The organism is Microbacterium sp. JC 701 (genome assembly GCF_021026215.1).
Classification (GTDB): Bacteria; Actinomycetota; Actinomycetes; order Actinomycetales; family Microbacteriaceae; genus Microbacterium; species Microbacterium algihabitans.
In genome coordinates this window covers 97,180-120,375 of the sequence record NZ_JAJNCV010000005.1, presented here as the reverse complement: position 1 = coordinate 120,375, position 23,196 = coordinate 97,180, and the positions used below count along the sequence as shown (strand labels likewise).

The following is a 23,196-nucleotide window of genomic DNA, read 5'->3' as shown; positions in this document are numbered from 1 at the left end:
GCCACCTCACATCGCACCACCCCACGCCCCGCGAACCCCCGGTGACTTCGACAAGCTCAGCCACCTCACATCGCACCACCCCACGCCCCGCGAACCCCCGGTGACTTCGACAAGCTCAGCCACCTGACGATCGCACCCGCTCAGGCGACCCGCGTCACCGTGCCGCCGGTCAGCCGCACCAGCTCGTCGAACGTCAGCGGAAACACCGTGTGCGGCGTGCCGCCCGCGGCCCAGATCTCGGGGAAGGCCGCGAGGTCTTCGTCGACCACCGTGGTCAGGGGCGCGGGGTGTCCGGTCGGGGCCACTCCCCCGATGGGCTGGCCGGTCGCGGTGAGCACCTGCTCGGGGGTCGCCCGACGGATGCCGCCGCGTCCGAGCCGCTCGGCGAGAGCCGTCGTGTCGACCCGATGCGCACCGCTGGTCATGACGAGCAGAGGCTCGTCGTCGCTCCAGAACACGAGGCTGTTGGCGATCGCGCCGACCTCGACACCGAGGGCGGCCGCGGCAAGCGCAGCCGTCGACGCGGCATCCGGCAGCACGACGATGCGGCCGGCGATGCCCGCCTCCTCGAGGGCGGCAGCGACCAGGCGACTACGGGTGGGGAGGGCGTCGGTCATGCCCGACAGCCTAGAGCGAGCCCCGCCACCGGCCGGGCGCGAACGCGCACGGGCGACCCGCGAACGTGCGCTCGCGTGACGCCCGGCGACGCGTCAGAATGGATTCCGGATGCCGCAACGCCGCGGCATCCGGGAAGTGCCGCCCACAAGGCGGCCGACGACAAGGAACGCGATGACCCACGCCCTGCCCCTGCCCGATTTCACCCACGAGCGCGTGGAGGTGATCACGGGGCGGCGCAGCGGCCTCTTCATCGCCGTCGCGCTGCACTCCTCGGTTCTCGGTTCCGCCCTCGGCGGCGCCCGCCTGTGGACCTACCCCTCGTGGACCGACGCCCTCGGCGACGCGCTGCGCCTGTCGGCCGCGATGACGCTCAAGAACGCCGCCGCCGGCCTCGACGCCGGCGGAGGCAAGTCGGTGGTCGGTCTGCCCCCGGGCACCGTTCTCGACGCCGACCGCCGCCGCGCCGCGTTCCTCGACCTCGGCGATGCGGTCGAGAGCCTCGGCGGGCTGTACCGCACCGCCGAAGACGTGGGCTCGACCACCGAAGACATGCTCGTCGTCAGCGAGCGCACCGCGCACGTCGTGGGTCTGCCCGACTCCGTCGGCGGCTCCGGCGAACCGGCCGGCCCCACCAGTCTCGGCGTCTACACCTCCCTCGTGGCGACGCTCGAGCGGGCCGTGGGCACCGGCGACGTCGCCGGTCGCCGGATCACGATCGCCGGTCTCGGCCAGGTCGGCGGCCGTCTCGCCGAGCGCCTCGCCGCCGAGGGCGCCGTGCTGACCGTCACCGACGTCAACCCCGCCAAGCGCTCCGCCGCCGCGGAGCTCGGCGCCGCGTGGGTCGAGCCGAGCGAGGCGCACCTCGTGCCCGCCGACGTCTTCGTACCCGCGGGCATCGGGGGCGTGCTGACCGACGACGTCATCGACGCCCTCGATGCGCGCAGCGTGTGCGGGCCCGCCAACAACCCCCTCGCTGACCGCGCCGGAGCCGACCGGTTGGCCGCCCGCGGCATCCTGTACGCGCCCGACTTCGTGGTCAACGCGGGCGGCGTGATCTACCTCGACGGCGTCGCGAAGGAGCAGGGCACGCTCGAGCAGATCATGGGTCGAGTGGCGGGCATCGGCGACACCATCCGCCGCGTCTTCGACGAGGCCGCCGTGCGCGGGGTCACCCCGCTGGCCGCGGCCGAGGGTCTCGCCGCCGAGCGCCTCGCCGCCGGCGCCGGGCGCACCGCCCTGGTCTGACCCATCAGCACTGCCCCGACGCAGAAGAGACCGGATGCCGCTCAGCGGGGCATCCGGTCTCTTCGACGCGGGCGAGGCGAGGCGACGCGGTTAATGCGCGGCGTCGTAGGCCTCGAGGACGGCGGAAGAGATGCGACCGCGCTCGTTGATGGCGTAGCCGTTCTCGTGCGCCCACGTGCGGACGTCGGTGAGGTCGCGAGTGGGGATCGCCCGGCCGCGCGGAGTACGTCGCACTGTCGTGGCCGTGGATCCGGCGACACGCGCGGCCGAGATGAACGGGTGAAATGCGTCGTGGAGTCTCGCGGCATTGGCATGTGAAAGATCGATTTCATATGCCCGGCCTTCGAGCGAGAACGTGAGGGTCGTTCCGTCTTCGATGATGCGCCCGTCGAGATCGTCGATCATCTGCGTGATGTGCTTTTTCGCCATGACGCGACGATAAGGCCCACGTGTAAGCCATTCCCCGCGACGGATTGCAAATTCACCCGCACCTTCGTCAGCTTTCACCGCATCCGCGGAAAGTGTCGAGGTGCTCTCGCCGGGGAACCCCCGTCGCCACACGGTCGAGCACCACCACGGCGAACGCTGCCGTGGTGGTGCTCAAGGTCGGTGCCCGCGCGGAACGCAGGTCACCGCAGGGGGAACGCGATCAGGAATTCGCTTCCGCGTACGCGTCGAGCACAGTGCCCGGAACGCGACCGCGGTCGCTCACGGTGTGCCCGTTGGCGCGTGCCCATTCGCGCACGGCGCCGAGATCGACGTCGCTCGAACGACGCGTGGTGCGCGTGCGACGGGCGGTCGTGGTGCCGCGCGAAACCGATCGGGCGGCGTCGACGAAGGGGGCGATCGCCGAATAGAACTTGTCGGCGTTGCGGTCGGAGAGGTCGATTTCATAAGCCCGACCCTCGACGGAGAAGGTGATCTGCTTTCCCTGCCCGTCTTCGAGGACGGAACCGTCGAGATCGTCGACGAGGTGCGTGATGTGCTTCATAGCCATAATACGAAAAACCTTACACCTGTAATCGATGAATTACCCGCATGACAATTCCATCTGCTATTCGAGTGCCGTCGGGCGGCTTCGCAAGCGATGGATGGGGGTGCGCGCGAGGGACTATCCTCCACGGGTGGTGTTCGCTCCTGGGACATCACCAGAGACAGAGGAAGCGTTCCGTGAGCCTTTTCCGTACCAAGTCGGTGGAGCAGTCCATCGCCGACACCGATGAGCCCGAATTCCGGCTCAAGAAGTCCCTCAGCGCACTCGACCTGACGGTGTTCGGTGTGGGCGTCGTCATCGGCGCCGGCATCTTCACCCTCACCGGTCGCGCCGCCCACGACGTCGCGGGCCCTGCCGTGGTCATCAGCTTCATCATCGCCGCGATCGCGTGCGGCCTCGCGGCGATGTGCTACGCCGAGTTCGCCTCGACCGTGCCCGTATCGGGCTCGGCCTACACCTTCTCGTACGCGTCGCTCGGCGAGCTGTTCGCGTGGATCATCGGCTGGGACCTCATCCTCGAGATGTTCCTCGGCGCGAGCGTGGTCGCCCAGGGATGGAGCGCGTATCTCGGCACCTTCCTGCAGCAGCTCGGCATCACCCTGCCCGAGGCCATCTCGTACGGCGGCGTGGTCGACGTGCCCGCGATTCTGCTGGTGCTCGTGCTCGGCGGTTTGATGACCGTCGGCATCAAGGAGTCGCTGCGCGTGAACCTCGTGCTCGTCGCCGTGAAGCTGTTCATCGTGCTGTTCGTCATCATCGCCGGCATCCTGTTCATCAACCCCGCGAACTACAACCCGTTCATCCCCGACTCCGTGCCGACCGAGTCGGCCTCGGGTCTCACCCAGCCGCTGCTGCAGTTCCTCTCGGGACTGGAGCCCGCGACGTTCGGCGTCGGCGGCATCCTCGCCGGTGCCGCCCTGGTGTTCTTCGCCTACATCGGCTTCGACGTCGTGGCCACCACCGCCGAAGAGACCAAGCGCCCGCAGCGCGACCTGCCGATCGGCATCATCGCCTCGCTCATCATCTGCACGATCTTGTACTGCGCGGTCGCCATCGTCGTGACCGGCATGGTGCCCTACTCCGAGCTCAACCCCGCCGCGGCCCTCGCCAACGCCTTCGCCTTCCACGGACAGACGTGGATGGCCACGGTCATCGCCGCCGGCGCGGTCGCGGGTCTGACCACCGTCGTGCTCACCCTGCTGATCGGCGCGACGCGCATCATCTTCGCGATGTCGCGCGACCGCCTGCTCCCGGGCTCCCTCGCCAAGGTGCACCCGCGCTTCCGCACCCCGTGGGTGATCTCGATCATCGTCACCGTGATCGTGGCGATCGTCGCGGGGGTGACCCCGATCGGCGTCCTCGAAGAGATGGTGAACATCGGCACCCTGTCGGCGTTCGTGCTCGTGTCGATCGGCGTGATCGTGCTGCGCCGCAAGCGCCCCGACCTCAAGCGCGGCTTCCGCGTGCCGTTCAACCCGGTTCTGCCGATCCTCTCGGCGCTGATCTGCACCTACCTCATGCTCAACCTGTCGGTCGAGACGTGGCTGCGCTTCCTCATCTGGCTGGCCATCGGCTTCGCGATCTACTTCGCGTACTCGCGTCGCCACGCCCGTGTCGGCACGGGGGCGCGCCTCGACCCGACGTCCCCGCGGGTGGTGTCTCCTCCCGCGGAGTGATCCGAGCAGATCCCGGATGCCACGACCCCACCGCTCGCGCGGCCCGGGGTCGTGGCATCCGTCGTTCAGGTCGTGGTGAAGCGTTGCGTGCCGAGCACACCCAGCACGCGAATCTTCTCCTCGGCCTCGCTGCGCGGTTCGGGGGTGAGCACGAGCAGGGCCTGCGCGCGATCCTCGGTGAAGAGCACCTGGCAGTCGACCTCGATCTCGCCGAGTTCGGGGTGGATCAGCACCTTGTGATCGGCGAAGCGCTGGGCGACCTCCTGCCGCTGCCAGAGTTCGGCGAACTCCGCGCTGCGCCCCTCGAGCTCGGCGGCGAGCTCGCCCGCGGTCGACGCGGGTCCGAGTACGCCCACGGCGGCGCGCAGGCCGGCGACGATCGCTCGGCTTTGACGGTCGCGATCGTCGGCGGGGTACTTGGCGCGCTCGGTCTCGGGTCTCACGAACCACCGCCACGCCTCGAATCGCTCCCATCCGCGCGCCCCGACGTGATCGCCCAGGAGGGCGGCCGCGAGCTCGTTCTGCAGCAGCGTCTCGCCCAGATGCGAGATGACCAGGGCGGGGGTGTCCGACAGGCGCGCGAACACCCGTTGCAGCGAGGGGGCGACATGGTCGGCGCGGCCGAGACGGTCGGGCACGGCGTGGCCGGCCAAGCGGTAGAGGTAGTCGCGCTCGTCGACGCTCAGGCGCAGGGCCCGAGCGAGCGCCGACAACATCTGCGGGCTCGGCTGCGGTCCGCGCGCCTGCTCAAGGCGCGTGTAGTAGTCGGTCGACATCGCGGCCGCCTGAGCGACCTCCTCGCGGCGCAGGCCCGCCGTGCGTCGTCGGGCGCCGGGTCGCAGGCCAAGGTCCTCCGGGCGCAGGGCCTCGCGCCGCGCCCGTAGGAACTCCCCCATCGCCGTGCGATCCATTCCTCCATCCTGGTCGGTAGGCGCCGCGGCATCCAGGGATCGCCGCTCCCCCGATCCACGAGGCCTGGATGCCCCGGGGCCGACGCCGAACACTGGGAGCATGCACATCACCGGAAACACCGTCTTCATCCCCGGCGCCACGAGCGGTATCGGTCTCGCCCTCGCCGAGCGCCTGCACTCCGCGGGCAACACCGTCATCGTCGGCGGTCGCCGAGCGGAACTGCTCACCGAGATCGCCGCGACGCACCCCGGCATCGACACCGTCCGCATCGACACGGCCGACGAGGACTCGATCCGCGGGGCCGTCGACGACGTGCTCGAGCGCCACCCGAACCTGAACGTGCTCGTCACGATGGCGGGCGTCATGCGGGTCGAGGACTGGACGCAGGGCCCCGCCGTGCTTGCGACGGCCGAGGAGACCGTCGTGACCAACGTGCTCGGCCCCCTGCGTCTGATCGCGCACCTGCTCCCCCACCTGCAGGCGCAGACGGATGCCACGATCATGACCGTGTCGTCGGGTCTGGCGTTCGTGCCCCTGCGCGCCACCCCCACCTACAACGCGACGAAGGCGGCCGTGCATCTGTTCAGCGAGTCGCTCCGTCTGCAGCTCGAGGGCACGAGCGTGTCGGTGATCGAGCTCGAGCCGCCGTCGGTCGCCACCGACCTGCTACCGGGCCAGCGCGAGAGCTCGTTCGCCATGGATTTGGATGAATTCGCGGACGAAGTGTTCGACATCCTGCGCGACCAGCCCGACGCGACCGAGGTGCAGGTGAGCCGGGTCGGCTTCCTCCGACACGCCGAGGCCGAGGGGCGTTACGCCGAGACGGTGCGCCGGTTGAACGCCGCCGATCCGCACTGACAGGGCGGCCGGCGCCCTCGTGCGCGATACATCGGCGATATCGGCCGCCCCCTAGGGTGAGGAACGTTCGACGACGATTCCATTCCGGGGGGGGTTTCATGGGGATCGCACGCACGTGGGTCTTTCCGATTCTGCGCATGCTTCTGGTCGCCATCGTGGCGGCCGCACTCATCAAGTTGGCGTTCTTCCCCGACCGGCCGGTCGACGACTCGCCGGCCATGCCGACGGGGAGCATCGTCGAACCGCGAGCGGTCGCCACCCTCGGCACGATCACGAACGACGTGGTGATCAAGGCCACCGTCGCCGCCGACGCCGCCGTGCCGATGAAGGTGACCGCCACCGGCACGGTCAACCGCATCTTCGTCGCGCAGGGCGCCGCCGTGGCCGCGGGCGACGTCGTCTTCGACGTCAAGGTGCCCATCGAGCGCGACCCCGCCGACAGCGTCGACGCCGAGGGCAAGGCCAAGCCCGCGATCTTCCGCTACGCCGACGTCACCGCGCCCGCCGCCGGCACGCTGAGCTCGCTGTCGGTCATCGCCGGGCAGGAGGTCGCGATCGGCGCGAGCGCCGGCACGGTCGCGCCGCCGACCTTCTCGGTCTCGGGCTCGCTCGAGCCCGCGCAGCAGTACCGCCTGCTGAACCGTCCGACCGACGCGACGGTGACCATCACCGGTGGCCCCGCCGCATTCACCTGCACCGGGCTGCGCATCACGACTCCCCTCGCCGGAAGCACCGGCGAGAGCCCCTCCGGCGGGGCGGGCGAGGCCTCGAGCACGGGCGGAGCGGGCAGTAGCGGCGGTGGCTCCGGCACGACCGCCACCTGCAGCGTGCCGGGCGACGTGACGGTGTTCGCCGGGCTCGCGGCCGAGATGACGATCGCTGGCGGTCGCGCCGAGAACGTGCTCCTCGTGCCCACCACCGCGGTGCGCGGAGCCGCGCAGAGCGGCACCGTGTGGGTCACCACCGCCGACGGCGCCACCGAAGAGCGCGCGGTCGCACTCGGGCTCACCGACGGCACGCAGGTGCAGGTCACCGACGGCCTCACCGAGGGCGAGGAGCTCCTCGAGTTCGCGCCGGGCGCGATGGCCGTACCCGACGACGGGTGCACCGTGTACCCCGACGGCTCGATGTTCTGCCAACAGGCGCCCGCGTCGTGAGCCTGCTCGAGCTGCGCGAGGTCACCCGCACGGTGATCCCGCAGGATCAGCCCGCGCTGACCATCCTCAACGGCATCGACCTCACCATCGAGCCGGGCGACCACGTGTCGATCGTCGGCCGCTCGGGCTCGGGCAAGTCGACCCTGCTCAACATGCTGGGGCTGCTCGATCTGCCCACCAGCGGCGAGATCACCTTCGACGACCGGCCCGTGCGCAGTTACAGCTCGGCCGCTCGCGACAGGTTGCGCGGGGCCGGGATCGGCTTCGTCTTCCAGCAGTTCAACCTGCTGCCCGGGCGCACGGCCCTTGAGAACGTCACCATGCCGTTGTTGTACTCGTCGGGGCGCACCTTCTGGCGGCGCAAGAAGATCGCCGCCGAGATGCTCGAGCTCGTCGGGCTCGAGCACCGGCTGTCGAGCCTGCCCGACCGCCTGTCCGGTGGCGAGCAGCAACGCGTGGCCATCGCCCGCTCGCTCGTGCGCGGACCCCGGCTGATCCTCGCCGACGAACCCACCGGCGCGCTCGACCTCGACACCGGTCAGAGCGTCATGGAGCTGATCGACGAGGTGGCGACCCGCACCGGTGCCGCCCAGGTCACCATCACCCACGACCCGACCATCGCGCGCCGCGCCCGCCGGCACTTCCGGCTCGACCGCGGAGTGCTCACCGCGGTCGACGATCCCTCGCTCGAACCGCTGACCCGTCGCGACCGGCGTGAGATGGCCCCCGCCGACGATGACCCGGCTGTCCTCGCCGCGCGGGGGTTCGGCGCGGACCCGACCGAGGATGCCGCCCTCGAGCGAGGAGACGCCTGATGCGCGCGCTCACCTCCCTCGTCGGCGCGATGCTCGAGGCGTGGCAGGAGGTCCGCGTGCACCGCATGCGCGTGCTCCTCTCGCTGGTGGGAGTCGCCGTCGCCGTGTGCTCGCTCACCACCGTCGTCGCCCTGGGGGCGATCGTGCAGCAGTCCACGCAGGAGCAGAACGAGCGCATGTCGGGGCGTCCGGCGACGCTGAACGTCTCGGCGTACCGCACCGATGGAGCGACTCCGGATGCCGCAGCCACCGACGCCGCGTGGCGCAGCATCGTCGAGCGGTACCAGGTGACGTACGCGACGCGCATGCTCAGCACCTCGCAGCTCGTGCCGTTCGCCGACGGAGCGATCCAGGTCGGAACCCAGGCCGTCGATCAGCCCTACGGCGAGATGCACCGCGTGCAGATGGCGGAGGGCGAGTGGTTCACGGCCGACGACGCCGCGCAGCTCGCGCCGCGATTGATCGTGAACGAGGTGTTCTGGCACCGCATGGGCGACCCACCGCTCGAGTCGCACCCGGTGGTCGCCCTCGGCGGGCAGGGCGTGCCGGGAGCGGCATCCGGAATCTCCGCCGGAGGCGTGACCGCCGTGGTGGTGGGCGTCACCCCGTCGCCGAACTGGGAGTCCGAGCCCTCGATGTTCATGCTCGCCGACCACCTGCAGGCGATGCAGGACGCCACCGCCGGCGAGCGCGGATCCGCGCCTGTCGCGTTCGACCCCTACGGCGGCGGCGGGCAGACGCAGTACGAGATGTGGGTGCCGCCCGAGCTCGCCGATCAGCTCACCCCGCTCATCGAACGCGATCTCGCCGCTGCCCTGGGCGACGGGGTCGAGGTCAGCGTCAACCGCCAGGACTGGGGCACGTGGGAGGGCGATCCGCTCCTGGTGACCAAGATGGTCGTCATCGGCATCGCAGTGCTCGTCCTGCTGCTCGGAGCCCTCGGCCTGGTCAACATCGCCCTCGTCACCGTGAAGCAGCGCGTGCGCGAGATCGGAATCCGCCGCAGTTTCGGCGCGACAGCGGGCCGGGTGTTCTTCGCCGTGATGATGGAGAGCGTGGTCGCCACCGTCGTCGCCGGTGCCGCGGGCGTGGCCGTGTCGATCATCGTGGTGCAGTCCCCGTGGCTGCGCGACGTCATCGGGCAGGGCATGGTCAGCGACTTCCCGCCGTTCCCGATCGACGCCGCCGTGATCGGTCTGATCGCCGCGACCGTCGTCGGAGCGATCGCGGGTCTGCTGCCCGCGCTGGTCGCGGTCCGCGTGAAGGTGATCGATGCGATCCGGTACTGAGAACGCAGCGAGCGGACGAGTCGGGCACGAACGCTGGGTGGCGGCGCCCGCGCGCCGCTAGGTTCGAGGCGTGACCGACATTCCTCGCGACGTCCCCCCGCCGTCCGCCCTGCCCGATGCGGTCGCTCCCCCGACCTCCGACGACTCGCTGCCCGCGATGCAGATCACCGGCCTCGTGAAGCGGTTCGGTCAGAAGACCGCCGTCGCCGGGCTCGACCTCGAGGTGCCCTCCGGCTCGTTCTACGGGCTGGTCGGCCCCAACGGCGCCGGCAAGACGACCACGCTGTCGATGGCGACGGGCCTGCTGCGCCCCGACGCGGGGGCCGTCCGCATCCACGGCGTCGACGTGTGGACGCAGCCGGTCGAGGCGAAGAGACTCATCGGCAACCTCGCCGACGGCGTGCGGCTGTTCGATCGCCTCACGGGCGAGCAGTTGGTCACCTACACCGGCATGATGTTCGGTCTCGCGCGCGAAGACGTCGCCGCGCGCACCGCCGACCTGCTGCGCATCATGGACCTGCAGGAGGCGGCGGGCACGCCCGTGGTCGACTACTCGGCCGGTATGACCAAGAAGGTCGCCCTCGCGTGCGCCCTCGTGCACGCGCCGCGTCTGCTCGTGCTCGACGAGCCGTTCGAATCGGTCGACCCGGTGTCGGCGGCGAACATCGAGGACATCCTGCGCGGTTACACCGCGTCGGGTGGCACGGTCATCGTCTCGAGCCACTCCATGGACCTCGTGCAGCGCATGTGCGACCACGTCGCCGTCATCGCGCAGGGCCGCCTCCTGGCATCCGGAACCGTCGACCAGGTACGCGCGGGCCAGACCCTCCAGGACCGCTTCGTCGAGCTCGTCGGCGGCCGGCACCACGCGGAGGGGCCGCAGTGGTTGCGACAGTCCTGAAGATCCGGTTCCGCGTCCTCGGCAACACCCTGACGCGGAGCCCCATGCAGCTCGTGGGCTTCACCTTCGGCGTGATCGGTGCGCTGTGGATGCTCGCCCTGGTCGCGATCGGCCTCTTCTTCGTCGGCACCCTCGACTTCGACATCGCCCGCGCGACCGTCACGGCCGCGGGAGCCGCGCTGCTGCTGGGGTGGGTGATCGGCCCGATCTTCGCGGCGGGGATCGACACCACCCTCGACCCGGCGAAACTCGCGCCCTTCCCGATGACCACGCGTCAGATGATGATCGCGATCACCGCGGGCGGGCTGACGGGTGTGCCGGGGATTGCGACGACCCTCGGCGTGCTCGCGACGTTCTTCGTGTGGGCCCGCCAGCCCGTCGCCGTGATCGCGGCGCTCGTGTGCGTGCCGCTGGGGCTGTTGACCTGCGTCGTCGCCTCGCGCGCCGTCGCCGCACTGGCCGGCGGACTCGGCGGAGGGCGACGCACGCGCGAGCTCATCGGACTGATCGGCTTCGTGCTGATCATCTTCGCCAGCCCTCTCGTCATCGGTCTCCTGAACGCCCTCGATGCCGCCAGCACCGGCGGAGTGAACCTGCAGGTGCTCGTCACCGGGATCTCCTGGACGCCCCTCGGCGCCGCGTGGGCCGTGCCCGGCGAGCTGGCCGCGGGCGCCTGGCTGACGGGGCTCGCCAAGTTCGTCATCGCCGTCGCCACCCTCGCGGTGCTGTGGCTGCTGTGGTCGCGGAGCCTGTCGGCATCCGTCATCGCTCCCCCGACGCGGTCGACGACCGCGCGCCGGTCGGGATCGCTCGGGCTGTTCGGCATCATGGCCTCGACTCCGGTGGGTGCCACCTGGGCGCGGTCGCTCACGTCGTGGACGCGCGACTTCCGCTATCTGCGGCAGTTGCTGCTGATCCCCTTCGCTCCCGTGCTCGTGCTCGTCTATTCGCGGGGCGATCTCGACGGACCGTTCTTCGCCGCCTCGGGCCTGCTGGTCGGGTTCTTCGCCGGGGTCCTGGCGTACACCGACATCTCGTACGACGGCACCGCCTTCGCGACCGTCCTGCAGACCGGCATCCGAGGGCGCGCCGACCGCCTCGGGCGCATGCTGGGTTGTGCGACCGTGAGCGTGCCGCTCGTCCTCGTGGCGGATGCCGTGACCCTCGCGATCGTCGGCAGGTGGGAGCTGCTGCCCGCGGTCGTCGGCGGGTCGATCGGTCTCACCCTCGTCGGCCTGGGGGTCAGCGCCGTCAGCTCGGCGATCATCGTCATTCCGACGCCTGCCCCGGGCGACTCTCCGTTCAAGCGGGTGCCGGGGTCGACGTTCGCGATGTTCCTGGCGTTCCTGCTGTGCTGGGGGCTCACGGCCGTGCTCGCTCTGCCCGCCGTGATCCCGGCGGTGATGGCCCTCTTCTTCGGCGTGACGGGGGCCGGATGGGTGTCCGTCGCGCTCGGTCTCGTGTGGGGCGTCGTGGTCTTCGCGATCGGCGTGCTCATCGGTGGGCGGCGCTTCGACGCCGATGCTCCCCGCCTGCTTGCGCAGCTGCGCACGTACCAGGGGGCCTGAGCCGTCGGCATCCACTCTTCCCGCTCGCCTGGCTCGGGTCTCGGGTGAGCGCCACACGACCCCGCCGGCGACCGACCCGTGGGGCGTGGCGTGCATGTTCGACATCGCCGCCCCCGGCGGGTGGGCCGAGGGCGACTGAGCGATGCGGCCTGCATTAGCGTGAGCGCGTGAGCATGCGCCTCGAGCTGGTCCCCCTGTCCGTGTCCGACGTCGACCGGAGCATCTCGTTCTACCGCGACGTCGTCGGCTTCGTGCTCGACCACGACGTCTCCCCCGGAAACGGGATGCGGGTCGTCCAGCTCACCCCGCCCGGCTCCTCGTGCTCGATCGCCTTCGGCGTCGGCATGGGTGCGGGAGCGCCCGTGTCGAACCTCCACCTGGTCGTCGACGACCTCGAGAGCGTCCGCGCCCGGCTCATGGCGAACGGCCTCGACGTGTCGCCGGTGCAGGACATGGGCGGCGGGGTGCATTACGCCTTCTTCGCCGACCCCGACGGCAATTCCTGGGCCCTGCAGGAGATCCGCGCGGGAGCCGCGCTTCCCGACCCCGCGTCGTGAGCCGCGGCGACGTTCGCGCAGGGAGGCCCCACAGTCGCCCTCGTCGAAAGGTTCCGGATGCCGTGCCGCCCGGCATCGCATCGGCCTCGGCGCACGGCCCGTGGATTCTTGGCGACTCCTGAGAGCGCGTGCGTTAGCGTCGCCCCCGGACCCCGGTGCCCGCGACCCCGCGCGCACCGGAACGAATCGGGGAGCGAACCTGCCGTGAACATCCACTCCGTCGCCATGGCGACCGGAATCCTGCCCGATGCGGCGTCGATCCTCCACGCCTTCGGACCGTGGGTGCTCGGCGGCATCGCCCTGCTCATCTTCATCGAGTCGGGCGTGCTGTTCCCCTTCCTGCCCGGCGACTCCCTGCTGGTGACCGCGGCGGTGCTGGCCGGCCCCCTCGGCATCCAGCCCTGGCAGGTGCTGCTGGTCGGCATCCCCGCCGCGATCCTCGGCGACCAGGTCGGATACTGGCTCGGTCGCCGCTTCGGTCGGCGCTTGTTCCGCGATGGTGCCCGCGTGCTGCGACCCGAGCGTCTGCACGACGCCGAGCGCTTCTTCGAGCGGTACGGCGGCGGCTCTCTCGTGCTCGGACGCTTCGTGCCGATCGTGCGGACGTACGTGCCGGTGGCCGCCGGGACGGCGCACATGCCCTACCGCCGGTTCCTGGTGTGGAACACCCTGGGGGCGACGCTGTGGGTCGTGGCGATGACCCTCATCGGCCTGCTGCTGGGCGGCATCCCGTTCATCGTGAACAACATCGACGTGCTGATGATCGTCATCGTGCTGATCTCGGTGCTCCCCGTCGTCGTCGCGATCGTGCGCAAGACGCTCGCCTCGCGTCGAGCCCGTGCGGCCACCGAGACGGACTGACACGTCGCATAGATCGTGCCCGCCGGGCGCGGCGGGGGCCGGAAGCGAGGATCGCGACATGGACGTGCCCATCCACGCGATCCGCTACTTCTGCGTCTTAGCGAAAGAACTGCACTTCGGACGGGCCTCCGAACGTCTGAGCATCACTCCCCCGTCGCTGAGCCAGCAGATCAGCAAGCTCGCAGAAGCTCGGCGTCAAGCTCTTCGAACGCACTCCCCGCAAGGTGGAGCTGACCAGCTACGGGCGCGATCTGCTCCCCCTCGCTCGGCGCCTGCGCGACGACCACGATCTGATCGTCGCGTGGGGCAGGTCGGTGCAGCGCGACATCGCTGCGCCGCACCTGCGCGTCGGCGTCGTCGCCGCGGGGGCCGGAGCCCTCACCACCGCGGCCATCAGCACGACCCTGCAGAAGGTGCCGAACGCACGCATCGAGATGCGGAGACTGGGGTTCTTCGACGTGGCAGGCGACCTCGAGGCCGGGCTCGTCGACGTGGTGTTCGCCCCGTGGCCCCTGCGGCTCGCCCCGCGTGTGCGCACCGAGCCGCTCTGGCGCGAGCAGCGGGTTCTCGTCGTGCCGCACGGACACCACCTGGCCGAACGGGAGTCGGTCTCGATCCTCGACACGAAGGACGAGATCTTCGTCGCGGCCAGTGGCGGTGCACCCGAGGTGATCGACTGGTGGCTCGTCGACCCGCGCCCCGACGGCTCGCGCCCGCAGCGCGGGCCGACAGCCGACAGCATCGAGGGGCTACCGGAGCTCGTCGCGGTCGGCGCCGGGGTGAACATCGCCGGCGAATCGGCCTCGCGGCGCTACCAGCGCGAGGAGCTCGCCTACGTGCCGATCGACGACATCGAGCCCGCCACCGTGGTGCTGTGCAGCCTGTCCGACACCCTGAACCCGATGGTGCAGGTGTTCCACGAGGCAGCCCTGGAGCTGTCACCCATCGTCGGCGGGGCGAGGCATTCCGAGTGAGGCACACGCAGAACAGCGCCGCACCCCGTGAGGGATGCGGCGCTGTGTTTTCGGTGGACCTGAGGGGATTCGAACCCCTGACCTCCTCGATGCGAACGAGGCGCGCTACCAACTGCGCCACAGGCCCGGAAACCTCGTAAACACTATCACGACACCTCCCCGTCACCCGACGCGGGGCGCACCCCGGGCGCGCCGTGCATCGACGGATGAGGGCGACGGATGCCGCTGCGTCGGCGATGCCGTCGGCGGCGACGCCCCGCGGTCGGTGGCGTCGTCGGCGGGGCTTACTGGCCCGACGCGCGACGCTCGAGCAGACGACGCACGTGGTCGTCGATCTCGCCGTCGTCGACGTAGCCCATGGCCGCGTACTTCGACGGCACGGGAGCGGCGGCAGGCGTCTCGACCGGGCGAGCGGTCTCGATGGGCGTGGGGGCCTGAGTGGCCGCGATGTGGCGGGCCGCCTCTTCGCGAGCGGCTGCGCGCAGCGCCTCGCGGGCGACCTGCTCGTCGACGACGGCGGCTGCGCGTGAGCCGGCCGATGCGACCAGCGGACGCGGCAGTTCGCGCGGCGTCCAGGTCGGGCGCGGCTCGGGCAGGAGAGCGACGTCCTGCACCTCGGCCGCAGCGCGAGCCGTCGCCTCGACCGCGGGACGCACCTGGGTGCGGGCCGCGATCACGGACAGTCGGCGAAGCACGACGAGCGAGGCCAGCACGACGGTGACCCCGATGATCAGCACGACGGGGGCTGCTCCCGCGACGACCTGGATCGCACCGACGAGGGCGGCGACGACACCGACCAGCGCGGTCGCCGTCGTGGCCAGGCGGAAGCGACGGCGGGCACGCGCCCGGCGAGCCTCGGGACGGGCGACCGCCGCGGCGCGCTCCGCGTGGGCGCGCTCGAGGGCGGCGGCGCGCTCGGCGCGGGTCTTCTCGAGGGCTGCGGCGCGCTCGGCGCGGGCCACCTCGACCGCGGCGGCGCGCTCGGCGCGGGCGACGTCGAGAGCGGCGGCGCGCTGCTCCTTCACGACGTCACGATCGCGCGCGGTTTCGAGACGAGCGACCTCGAGGCGCGCTTTGGCGGCCGCGAGCTCGATCTGGGCTTTCTGCGCCTGCACCTGCCGCGCGAGCTTCTGCTGCTGGTGGGCGGTGCGGGTGGTGAGCTCGAGGTGCACCTCGCGCGGCGTCTCGGCCGTCTCGGCGAGCACGCGCAGCGCCTGATTGAGGCGGACGGCGTTGCGTTCGACCGAGGTGAACCGGTGTCGGCTCTGCCACGACGGAAGGAGGTACACCAGCCAGAGCGCGACGGCGACGAAGACGATCACGCCACCGCTGAGAACCTGCCCACCCATGGCATAAAGGTAGGCCACCGAGAGATCACACCTCGGCATCCCCCCGCGTGTCGTGCCCAGACTTCTGCACATGGGGCGCAAGCACCCCGGGGAGCGCGCTTAAATGCGGTCGGCGGGCGGAACGCGAGCGGCATCCGGGGGCACCTGGCCCCGCTGCCAGCGGTCGAGCACACCGTGCGGCACCTCTTCGCGCACCAGGGCGAACGCGTAGTGATCGCGCCAGTCGCCGTCGATGTGGATGTAGCGACGACGCAGGCCCTCGTACCGGAAGCCGAGCTTCTCGACCACACGCAGGCTCGCGTGGTTCTCGGGCCGGATGCAGATCTCGACGCGGTGCAGGTTGAGCTCGGTGAAGCACAGGTCGGTCGCCATCGCCACGCTAACCGTGGTGATGTTGCGGCCGGCGAACTCCTCGGCCACCCAGTAGCCGATCGTCGCCGAGCCCAGGGAACCGCGCGAGACGCCCCACACGTTCAGCTGTCCGGCGACGTCGTCGTCCCACGCCATCACGAGGGGGACGCCGACGCCGTCGCGGTACTGCTGCAGGAGGCGACGGATGCCGAGGCGCATGTCGAACGACACGGGGCCGTCGGGACTCGTCGCCTCCCACGGACGCAACCACGGACGATTGTCGATCAGCTGCTGCTGGAGGACGCGCGCGTCGCGATTGCGGATGAGACGGATCGACACCTGGCCGTGCCGCCTCGGAATCGAAAGATCCATTGCACCCCGCGGGGTCAGAGACCCTTGGCGAACTCCTTGAACCAAGGACGCAGCGCCGGGCCCAGGTCGTCGCGGTCGGCCGCGAGCTGGACGATCGCCTTGATGTAGTCGACCCGGTCGCCGGTGTCGTAGCGACGGCCGCGGAACACGACGCCGTAGACGCCGCCGCCGTCGCCGCCACCGGTGGCGAGCTCTTCGAGCGCGTCGGTCAGCTGGATCTCGCCGCCCTTGCCGGGCTCGGTGCGCTCGAGGATGTCGAACACGTCGGGGCCGAGCACGTAACGACCGATGATCGCGAGGTTCGAGGGGGCGTCTTCGGCCTTGGGCTTCTCGACGAGCTGCGTGACCTTGACGACGTCGTCTTCGTCGGTGGCCTCGACGGCGGCGACACCGTAGAGGTGGATGTGCTCGGGGTCGACTTCCATGAGGGCGATGACCGTGGCACCGCCGCGCTTGTCGTACTCCTCCATCATCTTGGTGAGCAGAGCGTCGCGCTCGTCGATGAGGTCGTCGCCCAGGAGGACGGCGAAGGGGTGGTCGCCGACGTGGCTGCGGGCGCGCAGCACCGCGTGGCCGAGGCCCTTGGGCTCGCCCTGACGCACCATGTGGATGTCGGCGAGGTCGGACGAGTGCTCGACCTTGGCGAGCTTGTCGCTGTCGCCCTTCTCGCGCAGCTTGGCCTCGAGCTCGGGCATCGAGTCGAAGTGGTTGGCGATGTTGTTCTTGTTGCGACCGATGATGATGAGCACATCGTCGATACCGGCCGAAGTGGCCTCTTCGACCACGTACTGGATGGCCGGCTTGTCGACGACCGGGAGCATCTCCTTCGGCATCGCCTTGGTGGCGGGAAGGAAGCGCGTACCGAGTCCGGCGGCCGGGATCACGGCCTTGAAGGGCTTATGAGGCATGGGCATACCTTATAGGCAGCCGGCGACACCGCCGTTACATGCGCGCACGTAGACTTACCGGCATGCCGGATCGCATCGAGCAGGCCAAGCGCGCACTGCGCGCCGATCTGCGCGAACGCCGCCAGACCGTTTCGGCGCACGCGCGCGAGGTGGCCGAGGCCGGCGTCAAAGAGCAGCTCGACGCCCTCGTCGATCGCCTCGGTGCGCGCAGCATCTCGTGCTTCCTGTCGACGCCCACCGAGCCCGGCACGCACGCCTTCGTCAGCGGGGCGGTGGCACGCGGCATCCGGGTGCTTCTTCCGATCACGCGCGAAGACGGCCTTCTCGACTGGAGCGTCGCGACGCCCGAGACCGAGATCACCGAGGGACTGTTCGGCCTGCCGGAACCTGTGGGCGACGTGCTCGGGCCCATCGCCGTCAACGACGTCGACCTGCTGGTGATCCCCGCCGCCGCCGTCGACCAGGGCGGCATGCGCCTCGGCTGGGGCCGCGGCTACTTCGACAAGACCCTCGGCTCGATGGAGAAGTGCCCGCCGGTGTACGCGGTCATCTTCGACTCCGAGCTCATCGACGACGTGCCCCGCGACGTGCACGACCAACCCGTCTCGGGCGTGGTCACCCCCACCCGCACGGTCAAGATCACCGCACGCACCCCCTGAATACCCGAAGGAACCCGATGCCCACCTACTCCTACGCCTGCAAGCAGTGCGGACACCGCTTCGACACCGTGCAGTCCTTCTCGGATGCCGCTCTCACCGAGTGCCCCGAGTGCGGCGGCGAGGTGCGCAAGCAGTACGGCTCGATCGGGGTGACCTTCAACGGTTCCGGGTTCTACCGCACCGACTCCCGCTCCTCCACCCCGAGCGGGTCCGGTAGCGGCTCGGGCGGTTCTTCGACATCATCGAAGTCGGAAACGAAGACGTCCGCCCCGTCCTCGGCCTCCTAGCCCCGGTCGGCGCGGCCAGAAGGGGAGCCTGCGCATGATCAAAGGATTCAAGGAGTTCATCCTCCGAGGCAATGTCATCGACCTCGCCGTCGCGGTGGTCATCGGCGCGGCGTTCACGGCGGTCGTCAACGCCATCGTCGCTGCGGTCATCACCCCGCTGATCGAGGTGTTCTACAAGCCTGCGGAGAACGGCGAGATCGGACCGTCGATCACGGGCATCTACGGGCAGGAAGTGGTCTTCCCCCTTCCCACCCTGCTCTCGGCGGTCATCAGCTTCTTCGCCGTGGCGATCGTGGTCTACCTCGTGTTCGTCTACCCGATGAACCGGTGGAAGGCCATCGCCGCCGCTCGCGCCGGGGTGAACGAGCCCGCCACCGACGAGCCGAAGCTGCCCACCGAGCAGGAGCTGCTCGTGCAGATCCGCGATCTGCTGGAGCGCCAGAACGACAAGGCCTGACGGACCGACGGAGCCCACGGCATCCGTGCCCCTCTCGAGAGACGGGCGGATGCCGTGGGCTTCGTCGTTCAGTAGTGCGGGGGCACCTCGCGCAGCATGCGCGCGTCGTTCGGCCCGGATGCCGCGGGGCGCGAGCCAGCACCTCTGGCGGGGTCGTCGGCGGGTGCCGGCTCGGCCGACGTGCCGGGTGCGGGCATCAGGCGTGCGCGGCGCGCGCCGCGCACGCGGACCACGGGCTGTCGGACGTCGTCCGCGCCCTGCGCCACCGAGGTCCCTGAGCCTGTCGAAGGGACCGGACTCATCGCTGCATCGGAGGCGTCGACGGGCTCAGCCGGGGACGACGGCGCAGCCGAGGTCCCTGAGCCTGTCGAAGGGACCGGACTCACGCGCCCGTCGTAAGTTCCGACAGCCTCAGCAGCCGAGGTCCCTGAGCCTGTCGAAGGGACCGGACTCACCGCCGCAGCGCCGAAGCCGGTCTCGTCCGGATTCTCGGTCATCGCCGGCTCAGCCGGGCAGGTCGAGCTGTTCGGTGCTCGTGTCGGGACCCGCACCGTCGACGGGCGCGACACCGAGCAGCCCGGCGATGCGTGCGGCGACGCCCGCAGGGTCGCTGTAGAGGTCGAAGGCGTGCACGCGCACGTAGTGCCACCCGAGTCGCCGCAGAATCTGCGGGCGCAGACGCAGCGTCTCGCGCAGAGACTCGCCGATCGTCTCGGGGTCGCTCTCGGCGACGACGGCCTTGCCCTGGTAGCGCGCGACCAGCGGCAGCAGTCCGCGGTAGTCCACGTCGACCTCGACGCCGAGCTGCCGCAGCTCGCGCGCGAGCGCGCGGGTGAGGGGGTCGGCGAGGTCTTCGAGGCGGCTCTCGCGTCCGCGCGCGGCGACGTTGCCGAGGATGCCCATGAGCGTCGCGGCTCCGTGCTCGAGGCGTCCGTCGTCGAAGGCGGAGGGCCGGATCGACGACACGATCACCATCGAGCGACGAGCACGGGTCATACCGACCGTGAGCAGCCGCTCGCCGTCGGGCGTCGACAGGTCGCCGAAGTCGCTCAGCACGCGCCCGTGACGGGTCAGGCCGAAACCGAGCGAGAAGACGACGCGGTCGCGGCTCTCGGCCACCGACTCTTCGAGCGTGAGCACCGCGAAGGGCTCCGCCGCGTCGCGCGAGACGAACTCGGCGATGTCGGACCGCCCGGCCAGCGCCGCGACGACCGAGGCGCGCACGCGCTCGGCGTGCTTGCGGCTGGCGGTGACGACCATGAGCGACTCGGAGGCGCGGTTGACGGCGTGCTCGATCACGAGGGTCACCACGCGGGCGACCTCGGCGTCGGGGCTCTCGACCGCACCGCTGACCGGGTCGGGCGCGCCGACTCCGCCCTCGACGTAGTCGACGCTCAGGCTGCCTCGTCCGAGGTACGAACCCGCCCACGGCAGCGACACGATCTCGCCGCCGTAGAAGGCGTCGTTGACGAGCTGCGAGAGGTCTTCTCCCCCGGCTCGGTAGCTGCGGGTGAGGGTCTCGACCGGCAGCAGCTCGGCCACGCGCTCGAACACCGACCGGTCGTCGAACGGCACCTCGTCGCCTTCGACGCCGTCTTCGTCGTCGAGAGTGGGAGCGATCGCCGCGCTCACGCGGAACGGGGTCGGCTTCTGCACGACCGGGTCGCCGAAGAGCACCACCTGACGCGCCCGACGCAGGGCCGGAGTGGCCTCGGCGAGGCACAGGGCCGCGGCATCCGCGATGATCACGACATCGAAGGCCAGATCCCACGGCACATCGGGCACCTCGTAGGGCGACGCCAACCACACCGGCGCGAGCGTGCGCAGCAGGGTGGGCGCGGCATCCGAGATCTCCTGCGCGGTGTGCAGGCCGTCTTTCAGCGCGTGCTTGAGGGCCGTGGCCTCGTCGGCATGATCGACGATGCCGATGCGCCACTGGGTCGCGAGCTGCGCCGCGAGAAGCGGACCCGCCGCCGCTGCGTGCGCCTCGTCGACGAGACGGAAGTCGCGCTCGAGACGGTCGACGACGCTGGTGTTCGCGCCGAGCAGGGCGCGATCGCTGCGCAGCAGGTGCTCGAGAGCCGACTGCCACCACGCGAACTCGAGCTCGGCGCCGACCCGCTCTTCGGGGACGTGGCGCACCGACAGCTCGACGAGGAGCTGCTCGAGGCCGAGACGGGCGAGTTCGGAACGCAGCTGCGCGCGCTCGACGAGGTTGTCGAAGAACTCCGATTCGGCGGCGAGGCCCGCGAGCGTGCGCACCAGGCGCTGCACGGGAAGGGTCGCCAGACGCTCCGAGCCCTGTCGACCGAGGATCTGATCGAGCTCTCCGAGCAGGGCGTCGGTGCGCTGCCACGCCACGTGCACGTCGGCGAGGCCGAGGGGCACCTCGGGGGCGACGCCGGCCTCGACGAGGCGGTGCCACTCGGTGCGCTGCTGCTGGATGCGCATGAGCGCCTCGTACATGTCGGGCACGTGCACGCCTGGGCGCACGTACTCCTTCGACAGGCGCTTGAGGCGACGACGGTTCGGACCGCTCATCGCGGAGCCGTCGCGGCGCGGCGAGTGCGCGTCGATCAGTTCGCCGATGGGGCGCTCGAACACGCTGGGGCTGAAGCGGTCGAGCGACTCGCGGATGCCCTGCAGCAGTTTGAGGTACGAACCCAGCTCCGACACGGTCTGGAACGGACGCATGCGCGTCTGCGCGATGAGCTCGTATCCGCGCTCGATGAGACGCGGCACGTCGGAGGAGTGGAGCTTGCCGGCCAGGTCGTGCGCGGCCCGCGCGTCTTCGGTGCGGGTGAAGCTGACGCCGTACCAGGGAGAGTCGTCGGGGCCGAAGCGGAACTCGCCCAGTCGTGCGGCCATTGCCAGAGCCCGCGCGGCCGCGTCGCGGCGACCCGACAGACGCTCGAGCGTGGCCACGTCGAAGCGCGCCGCGGTCGAGGGAGGCGGAGAGACGGATGCCAGCTTGGTGAGCTCGCGCAGCACGTCGAGCGCCGAGACGCCCAGGGCCAGGTGCGGCTCGGTCACCGCCGAGCGGTAGTCGCGCAGCACGGTGCGAAGGCGCACCAGCGCGTCGTCAATCTCGGCGACCTTGGGCTGCTCGGCCTTCTCGTTGCGGCCGATCGCGCGGATGAGATCGCGGCGAACGTGGTGCGGCGAGACGGCGAGTCCGGTGAGACCGACGCCGGCGAGGCGGTGCCGGATGCCGTCGAGCGTCGACCGACGCGCACTGACGACGAGCACGCGCTTGTTGTCGTGCACGAGCTGGCCGATCGCGTTGATGACCGTCTGCGTGCCGCCCGTGCCGGGGAGCGTGTGGACCGCGAGGGAGTGGCCGGCGGAGATGCGCGCGAGGACGCGCTCCTGCTCGGCGTCGGCGTCGAGGAGGAGGGTGTCGGCGGCGGGCGGGCGCTCGTCGGGCCCGACGACGGCCGGCTCGGCGCGGCGCACGGTGATGCGCGCGCGGTCGTCGGCGTGACCGGCGAGGGCGTTCAACAGCGTGTCGTCGAGGTCGTGCGTGTCGCGCGCCATGCCCGAACCGACGTCGGCGAACGACGAGATGATCAGGCGGGGATGCACGACGAAGGTCGGCACGTGCGTCGTCAGGCGACGGATGTGGTCGATCACCGGCTGCGGCTTGAACACGCCCTGGTCGTAGGCGAGACCGGCGAGGGCCGCGCTGTCGATCTGGATGCCGAGGTGGGTGCGGAACGCACGCGCCAGCTCGGGGTTCATCACGAACGCGCCGTGCAGCTTGAGCTCGAAGTCGCCGTGGTGGCGGCGGATGGCGAGCGGACGCAGCAGCACGGGGGCCGACCACTCCACTCCCCCGATCTTCCACGCCGACAGGCCCACGGCCAGGTGCACGGGCTCGAGGCCGCGCGCGGTGCGCAGTTCGACGTTCTTGGCGGTGATGCGTTCTGCGGCCATCCGCGCCGTGCGCAGGGCGACCTCGTCGCGGAAGAGGTTGCTGAGCATGGTGGCGCGACCCGTGATGAACTGCGGGAGCGAGCCCGGGTGCGCCTTGGTGATGTCGATGCCGGCGTCGCGCGCGTCGTCGAACCGCAGCAGCGTCGAGCGCCCGCCGAGCACCGCGGCCTCGGCCCTGATGCGGTCGCGTTCGGGGTCGGCGACGTGACGAACGACGATGCCGGGTTCCGACAGTCGCAGCTCGCCCGGATCGACGGACGTCGATTCGTCTCCGTCGGTACCGATCACGGTCCCGTCCTCAGCTCGCCACACACCTGCCAGACTAAGCCGGTCGATGCGGGATCCCGCGCAGCGGGGGCGAGTTTCGCGGGAATAGACGACACGCCGCGCGATCGGCGCTTCCTCCACAGGCGGCGAGTCGAGCGGATCGTCCCCATTCCCGGCATCCGCCG

23 protein-coding genes, 1 tRNA gene and 1 pseudogene are annotated in these 23,196 nt (G+C 70.6%); 15 read left to right on the top strand and 10 right to left on the bottom strand.

What is annotated here, in order from left to right:
• Positions 1-140: 140 nt before the first annotated feature.
• The gene (locus LPW41_RS16100; protein WP_144834014.1) at positions 141-617 is read right to left on the bottom strand and encodes a YbaK/EbsC family protein; all 477 of its coding nucleotides are present in this window, start codon (positions 615-617) and stop codon (positions 141-143) included.
• Between the two features lie 172 nt (positions 618-789).
• On the opposite strand from LPW41_RS16100, the gene LPW41_RS16095 reads away from it, so the two are divergent.
• Positions 790-1,863 carry a Glu/Leu/Phe/Val dehydrogenase family protein gene (locus LPW41_RS16095; protein WP_144834012.1) on the top strand — a complete coding sequence of 358 codons (1,074 nt, stop codon included), beginning with the start codon at positions 790-792 and terminating at the stop codon, positions 1,861-1,863.
• A 90-nt stretch (positions 1,864-1,953) separates the two neighbouring features.
• Here LPW41_RS16095 and LPW41_RS16090 read toward each other — a convergent pair whose 3' ends face one another.
• Positions 1,954-2,292, bottom strand: a complete 339-nt coding sequence (locus tag LPW41_RS16090) for an Lsr2 family protein (RefSeq protein ID WP_144834010.1) — start codon at positions 2,290-2,292, stop codon at positions 1,954-1,956.
• 220 nt (positions 2,293-2,512) lie between these two features.
• On the bottom strand, positions 2,513-2,854 hold the full coding sequence (locus LPW41_RS16085; protein ID WP_308071721.1) for an Lsr2 family protein: 342 nt from the start codon (positions 2,852-2,854) through the stop codon (positions 2,513-2,515).
• Positions 2,855-3,033: 179 nt separating this feature from the next.
• On the opposite strand from LPW41_RS16085, the gene LPW41_RS16080 reads away from it, so the two are divergent.
• The gene (locus LPW41_RS16080) at positions 3,034-4,533 is read left to right on the top strand and encodes an amino acid permease (protein WP_144834006.1); all 1,500 of its coding nucleotides are present in this window, start codon (positions 3,034-3,036) and stop codon (positions 4,531-4,533) included.
• Positions 4,534-4,598: 65 nt separating this feature from the next.
• On the opposite strand, the gene LPW41_RS16075 is transcribed toward LPW41_RS16080, so the two are convergent.
• Positions 4,599-5,444, bottom strand: coding sequence for a helix-turn-helix transcriptional regulator (locus tag LPW41_RS16075; RefSeq protein WP_144834004.1), 846 nt, complete (start codon positions 5,442-5,444; stop codon positions 4,599-4,601).
• A gap of 100 nt (positions 5,445-5,544) precedes the next feature.
• Here LPW41_RS16075 and LPW41_RS16070 point away from each other — a divergent pair, with 100 nt between their 5' ends.
• The 10 genes and pseudogenes from LPW41_RS16070 (at position 5,545) to LPW41_RS16030 (ending at position 14,425) form a co-directional block, all read left to right on the top strand.
• On the top strand, positions 5,545-6,303 hold the full coding sequence (locus LPW41_RS16070; RefSeq protein WP_230705384.1) for an SDR family oxidoreductase: 759 nt from the start codon (positions 5,545-5,547) through the stop codon (positions 6,301-6,303).
• A gap of 137 nt (positions 6,304-6,440) precedes the next feature.
• The gene (locus LPW41_RS16065) at positions 6,441-7,460 is read left to right on the top strand and encodes an efflux RND transporter periplasmic adaptor subunit (RefSeq protein ID WP_144834000.1); all 1,020 of its coding nucleotides are present in this window, start codon (positions 6,441-6,443) and stop codon (positions 7,458-7,460) included.
• Entirely contained in the window at positions 7,457-8,275 is an 819-nt protein-coding gene (locus LPW41_RS16060) for an ABC transporter ATP-binding protein (RefSeq protein ID WP_144833998.1), read from the top strand. Before LPW41_RS16065 ends, LPW41_RS16060 begins: the two co-directional genes overlap by 4 nt.
• On the top strand, positions 8,275-9,564 hold the full coding sequence (locus tag LPW41_RS16055; protein WP_144833996.1) for an ABC transporter permease: 1,290 nt from the start codon (positions 8,275-8,277) through the stop codon (positions 9,562-9,564). The genes LPW41_RS16060 and LPW41_RS16055 overlap by 1 nt, the downstream gene beginning before the upstream one ends.
• 157 nt (positions 9,565-9,721) lie before the next feature.
• The gene (locus LPW41_RS16050; RefSeq protein WP_144834321.1) at positions 9,722-10,465 is read left to right on the top strand and encodes an ABC transporter ATP-binding protein; all 744 of its coding nucleotides are present in this window, start codon (positions 9,722-9,724) and stop codon (positions 10,463-10,465) included.
• Positions 10,447-12,033, top strand: coding sequence for a hypothetical protein (locus LPW41_RS16045; RefSeq protein ID WP_144833994.1), 1,587 nt, complete (start codon positions 10,447-10,449; stop codon positions 12,031-12,033). Before LPW41_RS16050 ends, LPW41_RS16045 begins: the two co-directional genes overlap by 19 nt.
• Before the next feature lie 167 nt (positions 12,034-12,200).
• Positions 12,201-12,590: a VOC family protein gene (locus tag LPW41_RS16040; RefSeq protein WP_230705383.1), complete on the top strand. Its 390-nt coding sequence runs from the start codon at positions 12,201-12,203 to the stop codon at positions 12,588-12,590.
• Between the two features lie 225 nt (positions 12,591-12,815).
• Positions 12,816-13,451, top strand: coding sequence for a DedA family protein (locus LPW41_RS16035; RefSeq protein ID WP_144834318.1), 636 nt, complete (start codon positions 12,816-12,818; stop codon positions 13,449-13,451).
• 58 nt (positions 13,452-13,509) lie between these two features.
• Positions 13,510-13,629: pseudogene (locus LPW41_RS17180) on the top strand (LysR family transcriptional regulator); the annotation flags it as partial.
• Positions 13,630-13,675: 46 nt separating this feature from the next.
• Positions 13,676-14,425, top strand: a complete 750-nt coding sequence (locus tag LPW41_RS16030) for a LysR substrate-binding domain-containing protein (protein WP_144833992.1) — start codon at positions 13,676-13,678, stop codon at positions 14,423-14,425.
• A gap of 54 nt (positions 14,426-14,479) precedes the next feature.
• Here LPW41_RS16030 and LPW41_RS16025 read toward each other — a convergent pair.
• The 4 genes from LPW41_RS16025 to galU form a co-directional block, all read right to left on the bottom strand.
• Positions 14,480-14,552: transfer RNA gene (locus LPW41_RS16025), tRNA-Ala, on the bottom strand.
• Positions 14,553-14,709: 157 nt separating this feature from the next.
• Positions 14,710-15,774: a large exoprotein gene (locus LPW41_RS16020; protein ID WP_144833990.1), complete on the bottom strand. Its 1,065-nt coding sequence runs from the start codon at positions 15,772-15,774 to the stop codon at positions 14,710-14,712.
• A gap of 99 nt (positions 15,775-15,873) precedes the next feature.
• The gene (locus tag LPW41_RS16015; RefSeq protein ID WP_144833988.1) at positions 15,874-16,497 is read right to left on the bottom strand and encodes a GNAT family N-acetyltransferase; all 624 of its coding nucleotides are present in this window, start codon (positions 16,495-16,497) and stop codon (positions 15,874-15,876) included.
• Between the two features lie 14 nt (positions 16,498-16,511).
• Positions 16,512-17,405 (bottom strand): UTP--glucose-1-phosphate uridylyltransferase GalU, encoded by an 894-nt coding sequence (gene galU, locus LPW41_RS16010; RefSeq protein WP_144833987.1) that lies wholly within the window; start codon positions 17,403-17,405, stop codon positions 16,512-16,514.
• Between the two features lie 62 nt (positions 17,406-17,467).
• Here galU and LPW41_RS16005 point away from each other — a divergent pair, with 62 nt between their 5' ends.
• The 3 genes from LPW41_RS16005 to mscL are packed head-to-tail and all read left to right on the top strand — an operon-like array spanning position 17,468 to position 18,808.
• Positions 17,468-18,064 carry a 5-formyltetrahydrofolate cyclo-ligase gene (locus LPW41_RS16005; RefSeq protein ID WP_144833985.1) on the top strand — a complete coding sequence of 199 codons (597 nt, stop codon included), beginning with the start codon at positions 17,468-17,470 and terminating at the stop codon, positions 18,062-18,064.
• 17 nt (positions 18,065-18,081) lie between these two features.
• Complete coding sequence (locus LPW41_RS16000) at positions 18,082-18,351, top strand: FmdB family zinc ribbon protein (RefSeq protein WP_144833983.1); 270 nt, start codon at positions 18,082-18,084, stop codon at positions 18,349-18,351.
• A 34-nt stretch (positions 18,352-18,385) separates the two neighbouring features.
• Positions 18,386-18,808 carry a large conductance mechanosensitive channel protein MscL gene (gene mscL, locus LPW41_RS15995; protein WP_144833981.1) on the top strand — a complete coding sequence of 141 codons (423 nt, stop codon included), beginning with the start codon at positions 18,386-18,388 and terminating at the stop codon, positions 18,806-18,808.
• Between the two features lie 68 nt (positions 18,809-18,876).
• Here the strand turns inward: mscL and LPW41_RS15990 are convergent, their stop codons facing one another.
• The gene (locus tag LPW41_RS15990) at positions 18,877-19,110 is read right to left on the bottom strand and encodes a hypothetical protein (protein WP_144833979.1); all 234 of its coding nucleotides are present in this window, start codon (positions 19,108-19,110) and stop codon (positions 18,877-18,879) included.
• Between the two features lie 202 nt (positions 19,111-19,312).
• Complete coding sequence (locus LPW41_RS15985; RefSeq protein ID WP_186325542.1) at positions 19,313-23,032, bottom strand: AAA family ATPase; 3,720 nt, start codon at positions 23,030-23,032, stop codon at positions 19,313-19,315.
• Positions 23,033-23,196: the final 164 nt, after the last annotated feature.